This is a genomic window from Candidatus Dorea massiliensis AP6 (assembly GCF_964245105.1).
Lineage (GTDB): Bacteria > Bacillota > Clostridia > Lachnospirales > Lachnospiraceae > Laedolimicola > Laedolimicola intestinihominis.
In genome coordinates this window covers 61,640-78,347 of sequence record NZ_CAXTKW010000010.1, presented here as the reverse complement: position 1 = coordinate 78,347, position 16,708 = coordinate 61,640, and the positions used below count along the sequence as shown (strand labels likewise).

22 protein-coding genes are annotated in these 16,708 nt (G+C 47.1%); all 22 read left to right on the top strand.

Going from position 1 to position 16,708, the window contains the following annotated elements:
- Positions 1 to 4 precede the first annotated feature (4 nt).
- The 22 genes from ACESZP_RS11460 to ACESZP_RS11355 all read left to right on the top strand — a co-directional run bounded on the left by ACESZP_RS11460 (position 5) and on the right by ACESZP_RS11355 (position 16,614).
- Positions 5 to 151, top strand: coding sequence for a hypothetical protein (locus ACESZP_RS11460; protein WP_181972373.1), 147 nt, complete (start codon positions 5 to 7; stop codon positions 149 to 151).
- Positions 135 to 2,492, top strand: coding sequence for a virulence-associated E family protein (locus ACESZP_RS11455; RefSeq protein ID WP_499709064.1), 2,358 nt, complete (start codon positions 135 to 137; stop codon positions 2,490 to 2,492). Before ACESZP_RS11460 ends, ACESZP_RS11455 begins: the two co-directional genes overlap by 17 nt.
- Before the next feature lie 217 nt (positions 2,493 to 2,709).
- A complete protein-coding gene (locus ACESZP_RS11450; RefSeq protein ID WP_117717894.1) occupies positions 2,710 to 2,991 on the top strand; it encodes a VRR-NUC domain-containing protein in 282 nt (93 codons plus the stop codon).
- Positions 2,972 to 4,345: an SNF2-related protein gene (locus tag ACESZP_RS11445; protein WP_499709063.1), complete on the top strand. Its 1,374-nt coding sequence runs from the start codon at positions 2,972 to 2,974 to the stop codon at positions 4,343 to 4,345. The genes ACESZP_RS11450 and ACESZP_RS11445 overlap by 20 nt, the downstream gene beginning before the upstream one ends.
- Positions 4,329 to 4,799: a hypothetical protein gene (locus ACESZP_RS11440; RefSeq protein ID WP_499709107.1), complete on the top strand. Its 471-nt coding sequence runs from the start codon at positions 4,329 to 4,331 to the stop codon at positions 4,797 to 4,799. The genes ACESZP_RS11445 and ACESZP_RS11440 overlap by 17 nt, the downstream gene beginning before the upstream one ends.
- A gap of 8 nt (positions 4,800 to 4,807) precedes the next feature.
- A complete protein-coding gene (locus ACESZP_RS11435; protein ID WP_499709062.1) occupies positions 4,808 to 5,164 on the top strand; it encodes a type II toxin-antitoxin system PemK/MazF family toxin in 357 nt (118 codons plus the stop codon).
- Positions 5,165 to 5,239: 75 nt separating this feature from the next.
- Positions 5,240 to 5,803 (top strand): hypothetical protein, encoded by a 564-nt coding sequence (locus ACESZP_RS11430; protein WP_499709061.1) that lies wholly within the window; start codon positions 5,240 to 5,242, stop codon positions 5,801 to 5,803.
- 21 nt (positions 5,804 to 5,824) lie between these two features.
- Positions 5,825 to 6,181 carry a hypothetical protein gene (locus tag ACESZP_RS11425; RefSeq protein WP_499709060.1) on the top strand — a complete coding sequence of 119 codons (357 nt, stop codon included), beginning with the start codon at positions 5,825 to 5,827 and terminating at the stop codon, positions 6,179 to 6,181.
- 178 nt (positions 6,182 to 6,359) lie between these two features.
- Positions 6,360 to 6,713, top strand: a complete 354-nt coding sequence (locus ACESZP_RS11420; RefSeq protein WP_499709059.1) for an HNH endonuclease — start codon at positions 6,360 to 6,362, stop codon at positions 6,711 to 6,713.
- Between the two features lie 264 nt (positions 6,714 to 6,977).
- Complete coding sequence (locus ACESZP_RS11415; RefSeq protein ID WP_117781585.1) at positions 6,978 to 7,433, top strand: RNA polymerase subunit sigma-70; 456 nt, start codon at positions 6,978 to 6,980, stop codon at positions 7,431 to 7,433.
- Positions 7,414 to 8,670 (top strand): site-specific DNA-methyltransferase, encoded by a 1,257-nt coding sequence (locus tag ACESZP_RS11410; RefSeq protein WP_499709058.1) that lies wholly within the window; start codon positions 7,414 to 7,416, stop codon positions 8,668 to 8,670. The genes ACESZP_RS11415 and ACESZP_RS11410 overlap by 20 nt, the downstream gene beginning before the upstream one ends.
- Complete coding sequence (locus tag ACESZP_RS11405; RefSeq protein ID WP_186994114.1) at positions 8,648 to 9,916, top strand: DNA cytosine methyltransferase; 1,269 nt, start codon at positions 8,648 to 8,650, stop codon at positions 9,914 to 9,916. Before ACESZP_RS11410 ends, ACESZP_RS11405 begins: the two co-directional genes overlap by 23 nt.
- 96 nt (positions 9,917 to 10,012) lie before the next feature.
- On the top strand, positions 10,013 to 10,795 hold the full coding sequence (locus tag ACESZP_RS11400) for a hypothetical protein (RefSeq protein WP_243176375.1): 783 nt from the start codon (positions 10,013 to 10,015) through the stop codon (positions 10,793 to 10,795).
- On the top strand, positions 10,783 to 11,016 hold the full coding sequence (locus tag ACESZP_RS11395) for a DUF4314 domain-containing protein (RefSeq protein WP_118606108.1): 234 nt from the start codon (positions 10,783 to 10,785) through the stop codon (positions 11,014 to 11,016). The genes ACESZP_RS11400 and ACESZP_RS11395 overlap by 13 nt, the downstream gene beginning before the upstream one ends.
- On the top strand, positions 11,009 to 11,188 hold the full coding sequence (locus tag ACESZP_RS11390; protein WP_118691680.1) for a hypothetical protein: 180 nt from the start codon (positions 11,009 to 11,011) through the stop codon (positions 11,186 to 11,188). Before ACESZP_RS11395 ends, ACESZP_RS11390 begins: the two co-directional genes overlap by 8 nt.
- A 12-nt stretch (positions 11,189 to 11,200) precedes the next feature.
- The gene (locus ACESZP_RS11385; protein WP_118691679.1) at positions 11,201 to 11,773 is read left to right on the top strand and encodes a helix-turn-helix transcriptional regulator; all 573 of its coding nucleotides are present in this window, start codon (positions 11,201 to 11,203) and stop codon (positions 11,771 to 11,773) included.
- A gap of 122 nt (positions 11,774 to 11,895) precedes the next feature.
- On the top strand, positions 11,896 to 12,843 hold the full coding sequence (locus ACESZP_RS11380) for an amidoligase family protein (protein WP_499709057.1): 948 nt from the start codon (positions 11,896 to 11,898) through the stop codon (positions 12,841 to 12,843).
- 93 nt (positions 12,844 to 12,936) lie between these two features.
- Positions 12,937 to 13,410 (top strand): gamma-glutamylcyclotransferase family protein, encoded by a 474-nt coding sequence (locus ACESZP_RS11375; RefSeq protein WP_186994118.1) that lies wholly within the window; start codon positions 12,937 to 12,939, stop codon positions 13,408 to 13,410.
- A 306-nt stretch (positions 13,411 to 13,716) separates the two neighbouring features.
- Complete coding sequence (locus tag ACESZP_RS11370; protein ID WP_242995415.1) at positions 13,717 to 13,986, top strand: Nmad4 family putative nucleotide modification protein; 270 nt, start codon at positions 13,717 to 13,719, stop codon at positions 13,984 to 13,986.
- A 168-nt stretch (positions 13,987 to 14,154) separates the two neighbouring features.
- Positions 14,155 to 14,511 carry a DUF7698 family protein gene (locus ACESZP_RS11365; RefSeq protein WP_186994119.1) on the top strand — a complete coding sequence of 119 codons (357 nt, stop codon included), beginning with the start codon at positions 14,155 to 14,157 and terminating at the stop codon, positions 14,509 to 14,511.
- A 76-nt stretch (positions 14,512 to 14,587) separates the two neighbouring features.
- Positions 14,588 to 15,067 carry a phage terminase small subunit P27 family gene (locus tag ACESZP_RS11360; protein ID WP_117781596.1) on the top strand — a complete coding sequence of 160 codons (480 nt, stop codon included), beginning with the start codon at positions 14,588 to 14,590 and terminating at the stop codon, positions 15,065 to 15,067.
- Positions 15,067 to 16,614, top strand: a complete 1,548-nt coding sequence (locus ACESZP_RS11355; RefSeq protein WP_117682662.1) for a terminase large subunit — start codon at positions 15,067 to 15,069, stop codon at positions 16,612 to 16,614. Before ACESZP_RS11360 ends, ACESZP_RS11355 begins: the two co-directional genes overlap by 1 nt.
- Positions 16,615 to 16,708 lie beyond the last annotated feature (94 nt).

Sequence of the window (16,708 nt, the reverse complement as noted above, 5' to 3'; positions counted from 1 at the left end):
CTGCATGGGAGGACGAAATACGGAAGGCTATCCTGACCCGACTGCAAATACTGCGGTCGGAAGGGTGGCAAAGGAAGAAAAGAAGAAAAAGAAGGAGGCAGGAAAAGATGTTCGTATCAATCGGAAACTCAAGAATGGACAAAAAGTTTAACTGCACGGATATGACATATGAAGATTTTGTCAGCCGTCTGTCCAAGACAAAGCATACTGCAGAAACAATGGAGCAGTACAGGAAGATGCCGAAGGGACAGCAGGACAATATCAAGGATGTCGGAGGCTTTGTACTTGGAAAGCTGAAGGGCGGACGGAGAAAGAAAGACTGCGTGATATCCAGATCCGCCATCACGCTTGACATGGATTACGGGACACAGGGCATCATTGATGAACTGGAAATATTCTTTGACATGAAGATGGTGGTGTATTCCACCCATAAGCATACACCGGAAAAGCCGAGACTGCGTATCATCATATTCCTGACAAGGGATGTGACTCCGGATGAATATGGTGCGGTCAGCCGTATGCTTGCATCGGATATAGGCATTGAACTTTTCGATGATTCCACCTATGAGCCTTCCAGACTCATGTACTGGCCGAGCACCTCAAGTGACGGTGAGTATGTGTTTCAGGAGATTGATGGGGCAGAGGTGGATCCGGATGAAGTGCTGGCACGTTATAAGGACTGGCATGATGTATCCGCATGGCCGGTAAGCAACCGTCAGGCATCCGTGGTACAGAGGGATATAAAGAAACAGGCAGACCCGCTTTCCAAGGACGGACTGATCGGGGCATTCAACCGGACATACACGGTGACACAGGCTATCGATAAGTTCATCCCGGAGGTGTACAGGCATTCGAGGGCAATCCCCGGAAGATATGATTATATCCCGGCAGACTCGGCAGCCGGAGTCGTTGTCTATGATGACCTGTTCGTATACAGCCATCATGCAACAGACCCGTGCTGCGGAAAGCTGATGAATGCGTTTGATGTGGTAAGGCTTCATAAATTCGGTGACAAGGATGCAAGGGCAGCCGAAGGGACAGAACCCGGAAAACTCCCGTCCTTTAAAGCCATGCAGGATTTTGTATCTGCAGATGAAGAAGTAAAGAACACGCTTGCAAAAGAAAGACAGGAGCTGGCAGTACAGGAATTTTCCTCAGAGCCGGATGAGGACTGGCAGAATAAACTGGCACTCGACCGCAGGGGAAACATCAAGGACACACTGCAGAACATCGCACTGATCATCCGCAATGATGAGAACTTCAAAAATATCGTATACAACGAGTTCAAGGATACCATTGATGTTATCGGCCCTCTTCCTTGGAAACAGGTAAAGCCGGGATGGAATGACTCAGACCTTGCCAATGCAAAGGTGTATTTCGAGAGGGTGTACGGGATCTGGTCACCGACCAAGTTCAAGGATGCACTGCTTGCAGTAGTGTCATCCGACAGGCTTTATCATCCGATCAAGGATTATTTTGCCACACTTAACTGGGACGGACAGGAGCGTATCGACACACTGCTCATCGACTACTTTGGTGCAGAAGATACACCTTACACGAGGGCGGTCATCCGTAAGACACTGGTGGCTGCGGTAGCACGTATTTATAAGCCGGGAGTGAAGTTTGACTCCATCCTCGTGCTGAACGGTCCGCAGGGAATGGGAAAATCAACCTTCTTTTCCATACTCGGAAAGCAGTGGTTTTCGGATTCCTTATCCATTTCGGATATGAGGGATAAGACTGCTGCCGAGAAGCTGCTCGGCAACTGGATCCTCGAAATCAGTGAGATGAACGGTATCCGCAAGACTGAGGTCGAGGTAGTGAAGTCCTTTGTCACCCGTCAGGACGATAAGTTCCGTCAGGCATACGGTGTAAATGTGGAGTCCCACCCAAGAAAATGCATCATTGTGGGAAGCACCAACTCTGAAGGCGGATTCTTACGTGATGTGACCGGAAACAGAAGGTTCTGGCCGGTGCATGTGCCGGGAACGGGAAAGCACCATCCGTGGCAGCTTGACTGTGTCGACCAGATCTGGGCGGAGGCAATCCATCTGTATAACGAAGGCGAGGCGCTGTTCTTAAAAGGTGCGGAGGCAGAAGAAGCCTATAAGATGCAGCAGGAGGCAATGGAGTCGGATGACCGTGAGGGCATCGTGCAGGATTATCTTGACAGGCTTCTGCCGGATAACTGGGCATCAATGGACATCTACCAGAGAAGGGCATTCCTCGGAGGCGGTGAGTTTGAAACAGTAGGTGTAAAAGGAACGGTCGTGCGTGAGCGTGTCTGCATTATGGAGATATGGGTGGAGTGCTTCGGCAAGGAACGCCAGAACTTAAAGAAGGCGGATTCCTATGAGATCGAAGGCATCTTAAACAAGATCGGGGGATGGAAGAAGTATGATTCCAACACCACTGGAAAGACCAAAGTCCCCCTTTACGGAGTGCAGAAGACTTTTGTAAGAATGGATGAGAAACCACTGGAAACCCGTTAGGCGGTTTCCGGGGTTTCCCAAATGCAGATGGGCAACGGTAGTTGGAAACCGTGTTGACACCTTGGAAAATAAGGGGTTGCGGTTCTTAGTTTCCCAGTTTCCCATTAAATCCAGTTGAGAATTAAAAATAAAGATAAAAAGAGCAATTCATGTGTATATGCGCGTATAGGAGTTAAAGGCATATGGCAACCGCAATCGGCAAAGGAGGTATCTGGTTTTGCTAGAAAGTACAGTAGAGAGACATTTGAGGGAAGAAGCAAAAAAGCGGAAAGGCATGGCACTGAAGTTCGTATCACCCGGTATGAATGGAGTGCCTGACCGCATCGTCCTGATGCCGGACGGAAAAATGGCATTTGTGGAACTGAAAGCACCGGGGAAGAAGCCGAGACCGCTTCAGCTGAAGAGAAAGAGAATGTTTGAGAGGTTAGGTTTTCCTGTTTATGTAGTTGATAACATCGAACAGATCGGAGGTATCCTTGATGAAATACAAAGCACATGATTATCAGCAGTATGCAACAGATTTTATAATCGAACATCCTGTGAGCTGCCTGATCCTTGACATGGGACTTGGGAAAACGGTCATCACGCTTACGGCTTTGTGGATTCTGCTGTTTGATTATTTTGAAGTAAGGCGGGTGTTGGTGATCGCACCAAAACGTGTAGCTGAGACCACATGGCCGGCAGAGATAAAAAAGTGGGAGCATCTTTACGGCATGACATTTGCAGTGGCAATGGGAACTGCAGCACAGAGAAAAGAAGCACTTCTGTCAGGATCCGATGTGACCATCATCGGAAGGGACAATGTTTCATGGATGACAAAAAATATGTTTTTTGATTTTGACATGGTCATCATTGATGAGCTGTCGAGCTTCAAGTCCCCAAAGGCACAGAGGTTCAAAGACCTGAAAAAAGTAAGACCGATGGCAAAACGTGTGGTCGGGCTTACGGGAACACCGGGAAACCTCATGGACTTATGGGCAGAAATCGGGATCCTTGATATGGGACAGAGGCTTGGAAGATATATCGGAGGCTACCGTGACAGGTTCTTTGTGCCGGATAAGCGGAATCGTGAGATCATCTTTTCGTATAAGCCGAGGGAAGGGGCAGAAGAAAAAATATATGAACTGATCTCAGATATCAGTATTTCCATGAAAGCCGTGGACTATCTTGATATGCCGGAATGCATAAGCAACCGGGTGTCTGTTTCCATGTCGGAATCCGAACAGGCTCTTTATGACAGGATGGCAGATGAGATGATCCTTGAATACGGAGAAGGACAGGACATCGATGCGGTAAACGCAGCAGCCTTAAGCAACAAACTCCAGCAGATGGCAAACGGAGCTGTCTATGATGAATCCGGCAATGTCAGAAATATCCATGACAGAAAACTGGATGCTTTGGAAGACCTTATCGAATCGGCAAACGGGAAACCGCTTCTGGTTGCGTACTGGTTCAAGCATGACAGGGAGAGGATATTAAAGAGATTTCCGGCAAGGGATATCAATACAAAGAAAGACATTGATGACTGGAATGCCGGAAAGATCCCCGTTGCACTGATCCATCCGGCATCGGCAGGACATGGACTGAATCTTCAGGAGGGCGGTTCAACCATTGTATGGTTTTCGCTTACATGGTCCCTTGAGTTATATCAGCAGCTTAATGCCAGACTTTACAGACAGGGACAAAAACACACGGTTGTCATAGAGCATTTGGTAACGGACGGGACGGTCGATGAGGATATCCTCCGTGCAATCGAGAGGAAGGACAATACACAGAATGCAATGATAGAAGCAGTAAAGGCAAGGATTGGAGGTATGGCGGATGACGGCAGAAGTAATGATGAAGGAATATAAGAACATGAAAAAGGAACTGACCGTGACTGAGTTCCAGCTCTGTCAGTTTCAGGGAGTGAGCGAACAGGACATGATCGATTCCATGCTCTATTCCCATCCGGAAGGGGAAAGGGTGCAGACCAGCACTCTTTCCGATAAGACGGCAAACATAGCAATCAAGTACAGGACAGCAATCGAAAGGGAGAATGACGAGTGGTATGAATTCCTTTTCCACAGATATATGTTCCTGAAGGAAGAACTGGAATTTTTTGAGCATGCGGTAAGCAGACTGGAAGAAAAACATAGAAGCATCATCACGGATCTTCTGGATGAGGATATGACATGGGACATCATGATGGACAGATACCATGTGAGCCACACGATGATAGCAAAGTACAGAAAAGCAGCATTAAAGGAACTTGATAAACAGTATGAACTTAGGGACAGACAGGTGGAAGCCTTTGTTCTTGGATAGGAGGTTTTATGTGTAAGCGTGGAGATATTTACTATGTGGATTTTGGAGAGAAGGCAGGAAGCAAACAGGGCGGTATTCGTCCGGCACTGGTGGTAAGCAACAATAAGGCAAATAGGCATTCCCCTGTTGTTACGGTCGTTCCGCTTTCTGCAAGGGTGTGGAAGAAAAAGTATCTTCCGACCCATGTGCAGATTCCAAAAGGCAGCGGGTTAAGCAGACCGAGCATGGCACTTGCGGAACAGGTGGAAACGCTTGATAAGACAAGGCTTGGTGACAGAATCGGGGAAGTGCTGGATGACATGGTCATGGAACAGATCACCGTGGCACTTCAGATACAGATAGGTGCATATGCAGAGTACAATTAAGGCAGTCAGACGGCTGTCTTTTTTGTTTGTACTATGGTAAAATGATGTTATGAATCAGAGCGAGGAGGCAGGACAATGTTAAGAGAATGTGTTACCTGTGGCAGAGAGTCGGATAATAAAAAAGAATATTTTGAACTGTCGGCCAAAATCGGTCCAAGGTATATATGCAGGGAGTGTGCTGCTGAATTAGGAATCAAAAATTTCATGAGTGCCGGATTTAACAGCAATACTGGTGTTTTGAAAAAATATGTTAAAATCCATCCGGAAGCACAGCCGAGATTAGATGCCCAGCTTGAAAGAGTGGAAAAGTACAATGCTGATTTCAAAAAAGAACTGGGAGTTGTACAAACAAGCGTGAAGCAGAATTTCAAGGAAGGCATGGAAGAGGCAGCCAAGCATTCAGGCTGCAAAAAGCAGAAACAGACAAAGTGTGTATGTGCTTCGTGCCAGCATGTTTTTTATTATGGGGATTACGATAAGCTAAAAAATCTTTCAAATGCTGCTTATGGAAGTATTTATACGTTGAATCAGTATAAGGATCTTGGTCAGTGTCCAAAATGCGGAAGCCGTGCAATTTCTAAGAAAGAAGGCTATTTCTGGATTGATAAGAAAGGCAACTGTGTTGATGTGGAAGAATAATTGAAAGGCAAGGAGCGGGACATGGAAGAAAATAATCGCAGGGATAAAATTAAAAATTCATTATTGGATACGGCCACGGATGAAATAACCAATGCCGGAAATGAAGCTGTCAAAGTGGTGCTTCGAGATATTAAGGATTGGATTTCAGACAGATATAAGAAGCTTAAAGAGCCAAAGATTGACCCTGAACAAGAGTTGAAAAAACTTCAGATGATGATTGAGCAGGAAAATAAAACAATCGAAATTGGAATGGAGAAGAAAGAAATAGCTGTTATGTGGGCTATGAGAAAATTAGGATATCCGAAGGAAGAAGTGGATAAGGTTCTTGATATGGCAAATCAAGCATATGGACCTAAGGAGGAGAAGCGGAAAGCATAGGTGTACTAGAGGTGCACTAAAGGTGTACTAATGGTGTACTGACTTTTTATTTTACAGGTGCTATGATTAAGATGGCAAAAATGGAAGGGAGCAGAAATGCTCCTTTTCTTTATGCTCGGAGGCGGTGTCTTTCCAATCCTTTCACACCGCCCGTGTACATAGAAGGGAGGAATGGCAGATGCCGATGAAACCAAAGAAACCGTGCAGACACCCCGGATGTCCGAAGCTGACAGACGGTCTGTACTGTGAGGAGCATGAAGCACTGCACCGTGGTGACAGGGCGAGCAGCAGCAAGCGTGGTTACAACAGGCAGTGGCAGAAGGCAAGGGTGAGGTACTTAAAAACACATCCTTTGTGCGTGCAGTGCATGAAGGAAGGAAAGGCTGTGAACGCCACCGTGGTCGACCATGTGAAGCCGCACCGTGGTGATCCTGTTCTGTTTTGGGACGAGAAGAACTGGCAGAGCTTATGCAAACCTTGTCATGATAAAAAGACATGGAACGAGGATAACAATCCTGAGTATCGGTTCTGACGGCAGACCGTGGGGGTATCAAAATCTCTACGGAGCGAGCCGCTGAAGACCGATGGCCCCCTTTGCGTGAATTTTCGCAGAATTAAACAGGGGGGATATAAAACAGACAGGATAATTTTCGCAGAATGTACTTAAAACACGGCAAAAAGGGGTATTTTCTTTTGCCAGAAAATTATGAAAAACGCAATATTTAAGGCTGGAAAACAGTGTAAAAACACTGTTTTTCCGGCCTTTTTTCGTGTGCCGGAAGGAGAGTGAGAAAGGATGACGGACACACAGGCAAAGCAGATCAATGAGATGCGTATGCGGGGCATGGGATATAAAGCCATAGGAATGGCAATCGGACTGTCCCGTGACATCGTCAGGAATTACTGCAAGCGGCATAACCTTGCCGGATATGCCACGGTGGTTTCAAAAAATATGAAACTCATGGTGGACGGTAAAGAGGTATGCCACTTCTGCGGTAATCCAATCGAACAGCCGAAGACTGGCAGACCGAGACGGTTCTGCTGTGAAAAATGCAGAAGGGAATGGTGGAAAGCACATCCCGAAGCAGTGAAGAAAAGCGAGAAGGCTTCTTACACGCTTGTATGTGAGCAGTGTGGGAAGCCATTTATTTCCTATGGAAACAAGAACAGAAAATACTGTGGCCGTGAATGTTACTTCCGGCACAGATTTTTAGCAGAGGAGGATCAGGAAGATGCAGTTTCAGAGTTATAAGATAGCAGACCTTATCTCCGCTTCCTATAATCCAAGAAAGAAGCTGAAGCCGGGTGATAAGGAATATGAAAAAATCAAGAACTCCATTAAAGAGTTCGGATATGTCGAGCCGATCATCATCAACTCAGACATGACCATTATCGGAGGACACCAGAGAGCCACGGTTCTTTCAGACCTTGGATATACTGAAGTGGAGTGTATCATGGTCGATATCGACAAGACCAAGGAAAAGGCACTCAATGTTGCCCTTAATAAGATCACGGGTGAATGGAATAAGGAACTTCTGGCAGATCTTATCAAAGACCTTGAGGATTCCGATTTTGATGTCGGTGTCACGGGTTTTGAACCACCGGAGATAGAGCAGCTTTTCAATTCCGTGCATGATAAGAAAATCACGGAAGACGATTTTGATGTGGAAGCGGAGCTTGCAAAACCGACCGTTGCCAAGGCGGGTGATGTGTGGATGCTCGGAAAGCACCGTGTCATCTGCGGTGATTCCATTCTGCCGGAAACTTACGATGCACTGATGGATGGACGGAAAGCCAACCTTGTGCTGACGGATCCTCCATACAATGTAAATGTTGAGGAGACAGCCGGAAAGATAAAAAATGACAATATGCCGGATGAGGATTTCTATAAATTCCTGTTCGCAGCATTCGTCAACATGGAGCAGTCGATGGAACAGGATGCTTCCATTTATGTTTTCCATGCGGATACGGAAGGGTTGAATTTCAGAAAGGCATTTAAGGATGCCGGGTTCTACCTTTCCGGCTGCTGCATCTGGAAAAAGAATGCACTGGTGCTTGGAAGGAGTCCGTACCAGTGGCAGCACGAGCCGTGCCTGTTTGGATGGAAGAAGGGCGGTAAGCACCAGTGGTATTCCGACAGGAAGCAGACAACCATCTGGGAATATGACCGTCCGAAGGCAAGCAAGGATCATCCGACCATGAAACCCGTGGCACTTATGGCATATCCGATACAGAACTCATGCATGAGCAACTGTATCGTGCTTGACCCGTTCCTCGGATCAGGTTCCACACTGATTGCCTGTGAGCAGACGAACCGTATCTGCTACGGCATCGAACTGGATGAGAAGTTTGTGGATGTCATCGTGAACCGCTACATTGAACAATGCGGTTCGGATGCTGATGTATATGTGCTCCGTGATAATATGAAAATTTCATATCAGGATTTATGCAGGGGAGGGATGTATAATGAAGCAGATGACATTTCTTGACCTGTGTTCAGGCATAGGCGGTTTCAGGCTCGGTCTTGAAACTGCCGGCCATAAGTGCATCGGATACTGTGAATATGATAAATTTGCAAGAGCCTCCTATGAGGCAATGTATGATACGGAAGGAGAGTGGAAAGCTCATGATGTCACAAAACTCAAGTCCGAAGATGTCCCCTATGCAGACATCTGGTGCTTCGGATTCCCATGCCAGGACATCTCCGTTGCCGGAAAACAGCGGGGACTGGTCGGAAAAAGAAGTGGAATATATTACAACATTATTGACCTCCTCAAAGGCAAAGAAGAAAGTGCTAAACCCACATACTTACTTGTTGAGAACGTTAAGAACCTGTTATCGATTAATGCAGGATTCGATTTTGCCTCAGTTCTGTCTGAAATGGACGAAGCAGGGTATGACTGTCGGTGGCAGGTGCTTAACTCCAAAAACTTCGGAGTGCCACAGAACCGTGAGCGTGTGTTCATTATCGCAAATCTTAGAAGCAGAGGTAGACGAGAAATATTACCTCTCACCGGAGAAAACGCAGCAGCTCTTAACCAGCTTATAGGCGGTATGCAGGGTTACCGTGTTTACGGGACGGACGGCATCTCCGCAACGCTTGTCGGCAATGCCGGAGGCGTGGGTGCAAAGACAGGGCTTTATTTCATCGACCAGAGCAACCATGATCCGAAGATCACGGACACGGCAAGATGCCTGACTGCACGGTACACTGCCGGGATGACGAACCACACGGCAATGAACTCAGCGGTGCTTGAGGTTCATCCGGTCCTGACACCGGAACGTATGGAGAAAAGACAGAACGGCAGACGCATGAAGGATGACGGAGAGCCAATGTTCACGCTGACCTCCCAGGACAGGCATGGTGTGTATGTCTGTAAGAAGGCAGATTCCGTGAAAGTCAGGAATGCCACAAAGACAGGATACGATGTTGCCAGTGAAGGTGACGGTATCAATCTTGCGTATCCAGACAGTACGACCAGACGGGGCCGTGTAGGCAAGGGATGCTCCCAGACGCTGGACTGTTCCGGTCAGATGGGTACGCTCATGAGGGGCGGACGCATCAGAAGACTGACACCGAGGGAGTGCTTCCGGTTACAGGGATTTTCCGATGAGCTGTTTGACCGTGCATCAGCTGTCAACTCCGATGCACAGCTTTATAAACAGGCGGGGAATGCGGTGACGGCAACCGTGGCATATGCGGTTGCGATGTCCCTGCCGGAGTCCAGAAACTGACCTTACATTTTCTTTTGGAAAGTACCATTATCTGCTTGACTATATGGGCGTTCAGAGTGATATATGGTACTACCAAAAGGAAAGGAGATCAGCAGAATGGAGATTATAACAAACGCTGAAAACAGAAAAGAACTGGTAAAAGCCTTATCCGGGCATTTCGGACAGAGGTCGGAGTACCTTGGACCACCAAGTTTTGCATACCGCATCGGAAGCATAACGGTGGACAGGGACGCAAAGGTCATCCTCGAAGATGACAGTATGGAAGATGAGGTGAGAAGAGTGCTTTTTCAGAACGATGTTGCAGAAGAAACACAGGAACCGCAGACGGAAGAACCAGAAGCGGAAATAAAAATACCAATTGGTGATATGACACCACAGGGAATCATCAACCTGATAAACATGATGCATTCCAAGCAGTACCTTATCAACAGGGCAGCCGGAAGGGAATGCATTTCCATTACGGATACGCTGACGGATGCGCTTGCCGAAAGAACCTTTGAAAATACAAAAGAAGCTGCGGATTTCATTATGGAACATGGCGGATGCAGGGGAGTCGCATTTAAGGATGGAAACATTGATTTTACGGGATTCCCGCATACGGACAGCATGATGAATTACTGCAGACTGGCAGCAGCTATGGTAAAGAAGGCATCGGAACAGAAACGTGTAAATCCGAAACAGACCATTGAAGAAAATGAAAAATATTACATGAGGGCATGGCTTGTTTCCATCGGATTTGGCGGAAGCGAAGGAAAGGAAGTAAGAAATTTCTTCCTTAAGGGACTGAAAGGACATACGGCATTCAGAACCCCGGAAGATGCGGAAAAATGGAAAGCCAACCGCAGGGCAGAAAGGGGGACAACGGTATGTTCGGAGTAAGCAGACAGACACTTGAAAGACTCAGAAAAGAATATCCTGCGGGAACAAAGGTGGAACTTATCCGCCTTGATGACCCATACAGAAAGATACCGTCAGGAACCATAGGAACGGTCGAGTTCGTGGATGATGCGGGACAGCTCCACACGGTGTGGGAGGGACACGGTTCTCTTGCAATGATCTACGGAGTGGATGAATGGAGAAAGGCGGATACCAATGAATAAGATAACGACCGTATGTTACGGTAAGGAAGATACATGGGAAACGAAGGAAGCTGCGGAGCAGTTCTTCCTTCAGGCCATGATGGGTTCTGACGGAAGTGAACGGGACCGGTATACAAATATATACATAAAACTGCAGATGGGGATGACCTGCTGCACGGATGAAGAATTTTAAACGAGGTGGATAATGAAAGAAATCAGAAGAAAGCTGATGGCACTGATGAAGAAGCATCAGATGGGGATAACGGAATTTGCAGAGAAATGCGGTATGGAAGAGGGAAGGCTTGAAAGGATCCTTCACAGCAGGGGAAGGCTTACACCGGCCGAGGCGGTACAGATCGCAGCAGCCTTCGGCCAGACGATGGAAGAAGCGTTTGATATCGAACCCCTTCCAATGGACGAAGTCCGAGAAATGGAAAATACGGAGTTTCATAAGATGGTGACGGAGCACCTGAACACGATAGCAAAGATACACAAGACAACTCCTGCAGAATTTGCAGAACAGTGCGGCCTGAAGGAGCGCAGGGTAAAGAATCTGCTGGACGGCACGGCAAGGATGAGTGTTGTTGAAGCGGTAAAGATTGCGGATGGATTCAATGTGTCCCTTGATTATCTGCTTGGGTATTATCCTTATCCGCTGCCGACACCGAAGACGGAAGAACAGGTCCGTGCCTTTGAAGCAATCGGAAAAATGAGCCTTGATGAACTTGCGGAATTTGCAGAAAAATTAAAGGAAGAACTGCCACAGGAGAAGTCATAATATACACAATTCCAACCGCAGATGTTTGTGCAGTTTATGGCTCATATATAACTGGATATATGTGTGTTTTAGAGCGAATATGTACCTACCGAAAGGGTAGAAAACAAACGGAGGTACAAGCCATGAACGAAAGGATTGCAAGACAGATTGAGGAAATGAAGAAACAGACCATCGGAGTTGAGGTCGAGATGAATAACATCAGGAGGGATAAGGCAGCAGAGCTTGCAGCCGCATTCTTTGGAACGGGAAGATTTGAAAACACGGCTTCCAGAAACGGATATTATACATGGTCAGCATGGGATGCGGACGGAAGGGAATGGAAATTCCAGAAGGACGTCAGCATTGCGGGACCAGATGATAAGAAATGCGAACTGGTGACACCGATCCTTACCTACAACGATATTGAAACACTGCAGGAACTTATCAGAAAGCTCAGACATGCGGGAGCAAAGAGCGATGCAACAAGGGGATGCGGAGTACACATCCACATCGGTGCAAAAGGGCACACACCGCAGACACTCAGAAATCTTGCAAACATCATGGCGGGGCATGAGAACCTTCTGGCGGATGCCTTAGACCTTGACAGGGGAAGGATGAACCGCTACTGCAGAACGGTAGACCCAAAATTCCTCAAAGAACTCAACAAGAAGAAGCCAAAGACGATGGCTGCTCTTGCAGACATCTGGTACACCTCAAACGGTGCAAGCTACGGACGGAATCAGCATTACAATGACAGCAGATACCATATGCTGAACTACCATGCAACCTTTACAAAGGGGACGGTTGAATTCAGACTTTTTCAATTTGATGCCCCGGCAGATGGAAAGCTGAACGGACTGCATGCAGGACAGCTTAAAAGTTACATCCAGCTCTGTCTTGCACTCAGCCAGATGGCAAAGGAAGTAAGGACGGCAAGTCCGAAACCACAGCAGACAGAAAATCCAAAATACGCAATGAGGACATGGCTTTTAAGACTCGGATTCATCGGGGATGAATTCAAGACGGCAAGGGACATCCTCACAAAGAGACTTGCAGGAGACACCGCATTCAGAAGCGGAAGGGCTGCTTGAAGAGAACAGCCTCCTGCCACCTTGGAGCATTGACCGCCATGTGCGGTCTTAAGGTGGTAGAAGGGTGTTCCCTTCGGAAAGGATGGAAACATTATGCAGAAAAGATATTACATTGCTTACGGCAGCAACCTAAACATCAGACAGATGCGGATGAGATGCCCGCATGCGAGGGTGATCGGAACTGCAGTCATTAAAAATTATGAACTGCTTTTCAAGGGAAGCCTTACGGGTGCCTATCTTACGATAGAACCCAAGAAGGGCGGAGAGGTTCCCGTTGCGGCATGGGAGGTCACGGAATCGGATGAGGCGGAACTTGACCGCTACGAAGGATTCCCGACATTTTATTACAAAAAGGAAATGGAACTGGATATCAAAGGAATACGCACGGGAAAGATACGGAGAAGGAAGTGCTTTGTGTATATCATGCATGAAGAACGGAAGATAGGAGTACCTTCCCTTTCCTATGTAAGCATATGCCTTCAGGGGTATGTCAGTTTCGGATTTGATGAGCACTACCTTTCCGAAGCACAGATAAAAGCGGTGGAGGTGGCAGGACATGAAGAGTGAAATACTGCGGATACGGATATGCCCACGGTGCGGAGAAAGATACGCAGCACCGCCCGCCTTATCAAGGACTGACGGAACAACGCTTATCTGCCCCGACTGTGGCACACGTGAGGCTCTTGAGAGCATCGGTGTCGGGGCAACGGAACAGGACCAGATCCTTGAAACCATCCACAGGTCACAGCGGTAATATGTACAATTCCTCCGGCGGATCTTTGTGTACATTACGGGGCAGATATGACTGGATAATATCTGCATTCAGAGCGAATATGTACCTACCGAAAGGGAAAAAAGAAAACGGAGGAACATATGATGGAAACAAAAATCACAACAGCAGAGAATTTAGGAATGGAACTTTACGGATGCATGAATTCAGCAGTCCTTGATTACGGGGATTACACGGTTGCGGTATGGGACCACTGCTTTAAGGGAAGCGTTGCAGAGATTTACGAGCTGGTCGAGACCCCGGAAGAAACCGGACTTGGAAGATGCGAGTGCAGAATTTCAAGGATCGAAAGAAAAGAAGGATTTGAGGATGCCGGACATGCGATGGCATGGGCACTCACCAAGGTAAAATAACAGGAAGGGCAGGGCATAATCCCCCTGCCTTTTATCATGTACATTGTCACAATGTACTGCCGTTATCTTTGTGTACATTATGGTGATGAAATCACTGGATATAATCAGTGTTTAGAGCGAATATGTACCTACCGAAAGGGAAAACAAAGAAAACGGAGGAACAAAACCATGAAGAAGATTGAAATTTTTGAAAGAGCCATCAAAGAGGGAGGAAGCCTTAAGGATTACGGAATCAATGCAACGGTGTTTGCAGCATACAGAAACCTTGAATACACAGGAAACGAAGACCTCGATTTTGCGGATACCATCTGGGATCACGACATTGCAGAGATCACAGAGACCTTAAGGGAAAACGGAATCAAGGAATTTACGATAAGCAGCACCTTTTCAGGACTTATCGAAACACTTGCAGCTTTTGAAAAAGAAGGAATAAAGATGGCGGGACTTACCGAGGTGAATGCAGGATACACAGATTTTATGACCGGGGAAAAAGCAAGGATCCCGGCAATCAGAATGACACTTTAAAAACACACGGATAACAAAGCAAAGGACCTCTCCGGAGGTCTTTTATTATGCCCATTTTTACGAGGAGGTGAGGACAGTGGCACAGAGAGGAAGAAAACCAAAGCCTACGGCAGTAAAGGTGCTTGAGGGAAATCCGGGCAAGAGAAGCCTTAACACGGGCGAACCAAAGCCTGAAAAAAAGGCCCCGCGCTGTCCGGCATGGCTTGAGGATGAGGCAAAGAAAGAATGGAAAAGGATGGCGAAACAACTGGAGCATCTCGGCATCCTGACTGAAATAGACATGGCAGCATTCGCAGGATACTGTCAGGCATATGCAAGATGGAAAGAAGCAGAGGAATTCATCACACAGCACGGTGCAATCGTGAAGACTCCGAGCGGTTACTGGCAGCAGGTACCACAGGTATCCATAGCCCAGACCTATCTGAAGATCATGAATAAGTTCTGTGAGCAGTTCGGCCTTACACCGTCTGCAAGAAGCCGTATTTCAACGGATAACGGGGAAGACAAGCAGAACGATGAAATGGAGCTTCTGCTTGTGAAAGGCGGTGCAAAGTAATGTTTGATAAAGCAAAAGCAGATCATGCGGTGAATTTTATCAACTGCCTGAAACACACCAAAGGACGGTGGAGGGGAGTTCCTTTTGAACTTCTGCCTTGGCAGGATGAGATCATCCGCACGATCTATGGAACAGTAAAAGAAAACGGATACAGGCAGTACAACACCTGTTATTGTGAGATACCAAAGAAAAACGGAAAGTCCGAACTGGCAGCAGCCATCGCACTGTATATGACATGCGGTGACGGTGAGTGGGGAGCAGAGGTATATGGATGTGCTTCCGACAGACAGCAGGCTTCCATCGTATTTGATGTTGCGGTGGACATGGTGGATCAGTGTCCGGCACTGAAAAAGAGGATAAAGCCTGTCATGTCCGTAAAGAGACTTGTGTATAAACCGACCAACAGTTTCTATCAGGTGTTGTCGGCAGAGGCATATACCAAGCATGGTCTGAATGTCCATGCGGTAATCTTTGATGAGCTGCATGCACAGCCGAACCGTGAGCTGTTTGATGTTATGACCAAGGGTTCCGGTGATGCGAGAACACAGCCGTTGTTCTTCCTGATCACGACAGCCGGAACAGACAGAAATTCGGTGTGTTTTGAACAGCATCAGAAGGCTCTGGATATCATTGAGGGGAGAAAGATTGACCCGACATTTTATCCCGTGATATATGGTGCTTCCGATGATGATGACTGGTCAAGCGAGGATGTGTGGTATAAAGCGAATCCTTCGCTCGGCTATACGATAGACATTGAAAAAGTACAGAATGCTTATATCAGTGCAAAGGAAAATGCAGCAGAGGAGAATGTATTCCGTCAGCTCCGTCTTAACCAGTGGGTAAAGCAGAGCACACGATGGATGCAGATGGATAAATGGGATGCCTGTGCATTTGCCGTAAATGAGGAAGAACTTCTCGGACGGGAATGCTATGGCGGACTTGACCTTTCAAGTTCTACAGATATCACGGCATTCGTGCTGGTGTTCCCGCCAAGAAATGATACGGAAAAATATATGATACTTCCGTATTTCTGGATACCGGAAGATAACATGAGGCTGCGTGTCAGAAGGGATCATGTCCCGTATGATGTATGGGCAGCCGAAGGATGTCTTCAGACCACAGAGGGCAATGTCATCCATTATGGATTTATCGAGCAGTTCATTGATGAGCTTGGAACAAAATTCCATATCAAAGAGATCGCATTTGACAGGTGGGGAGCCGTGCAGATGGTACAGAACCTTGAGGGCATGGGATTTACCGTTGTTCCGTTCGGACAGGGGTATAAGGATATGAGTCCTCCGACCAAGGAGCTGATGAAGCTGACACTGGAAGAGAGGATAGCACATGGCGGACATAAGGTGCTGCGGTGGATGATGGATAATGTATTTGTCCGTCAGGATCCGGCAGGGAATATCAAAATGGATAAGGAAAAATCCACGGAGAAGATTGACGGGGCCGTTGCAACCGTCATGGCACTTGACCGTGCAATCAGAAATGAGGGCAGTGACGGAAGTGTGTATGATGACCGCGGCATTCTGGTCTTTTAAGAATAAAAAGACACACGGAGGTGTAGCAAGGAAACAGCAATAATAAATTATTCTGAATCACTCCGTGTGTCATAAAAATCATATCAGAAATCGG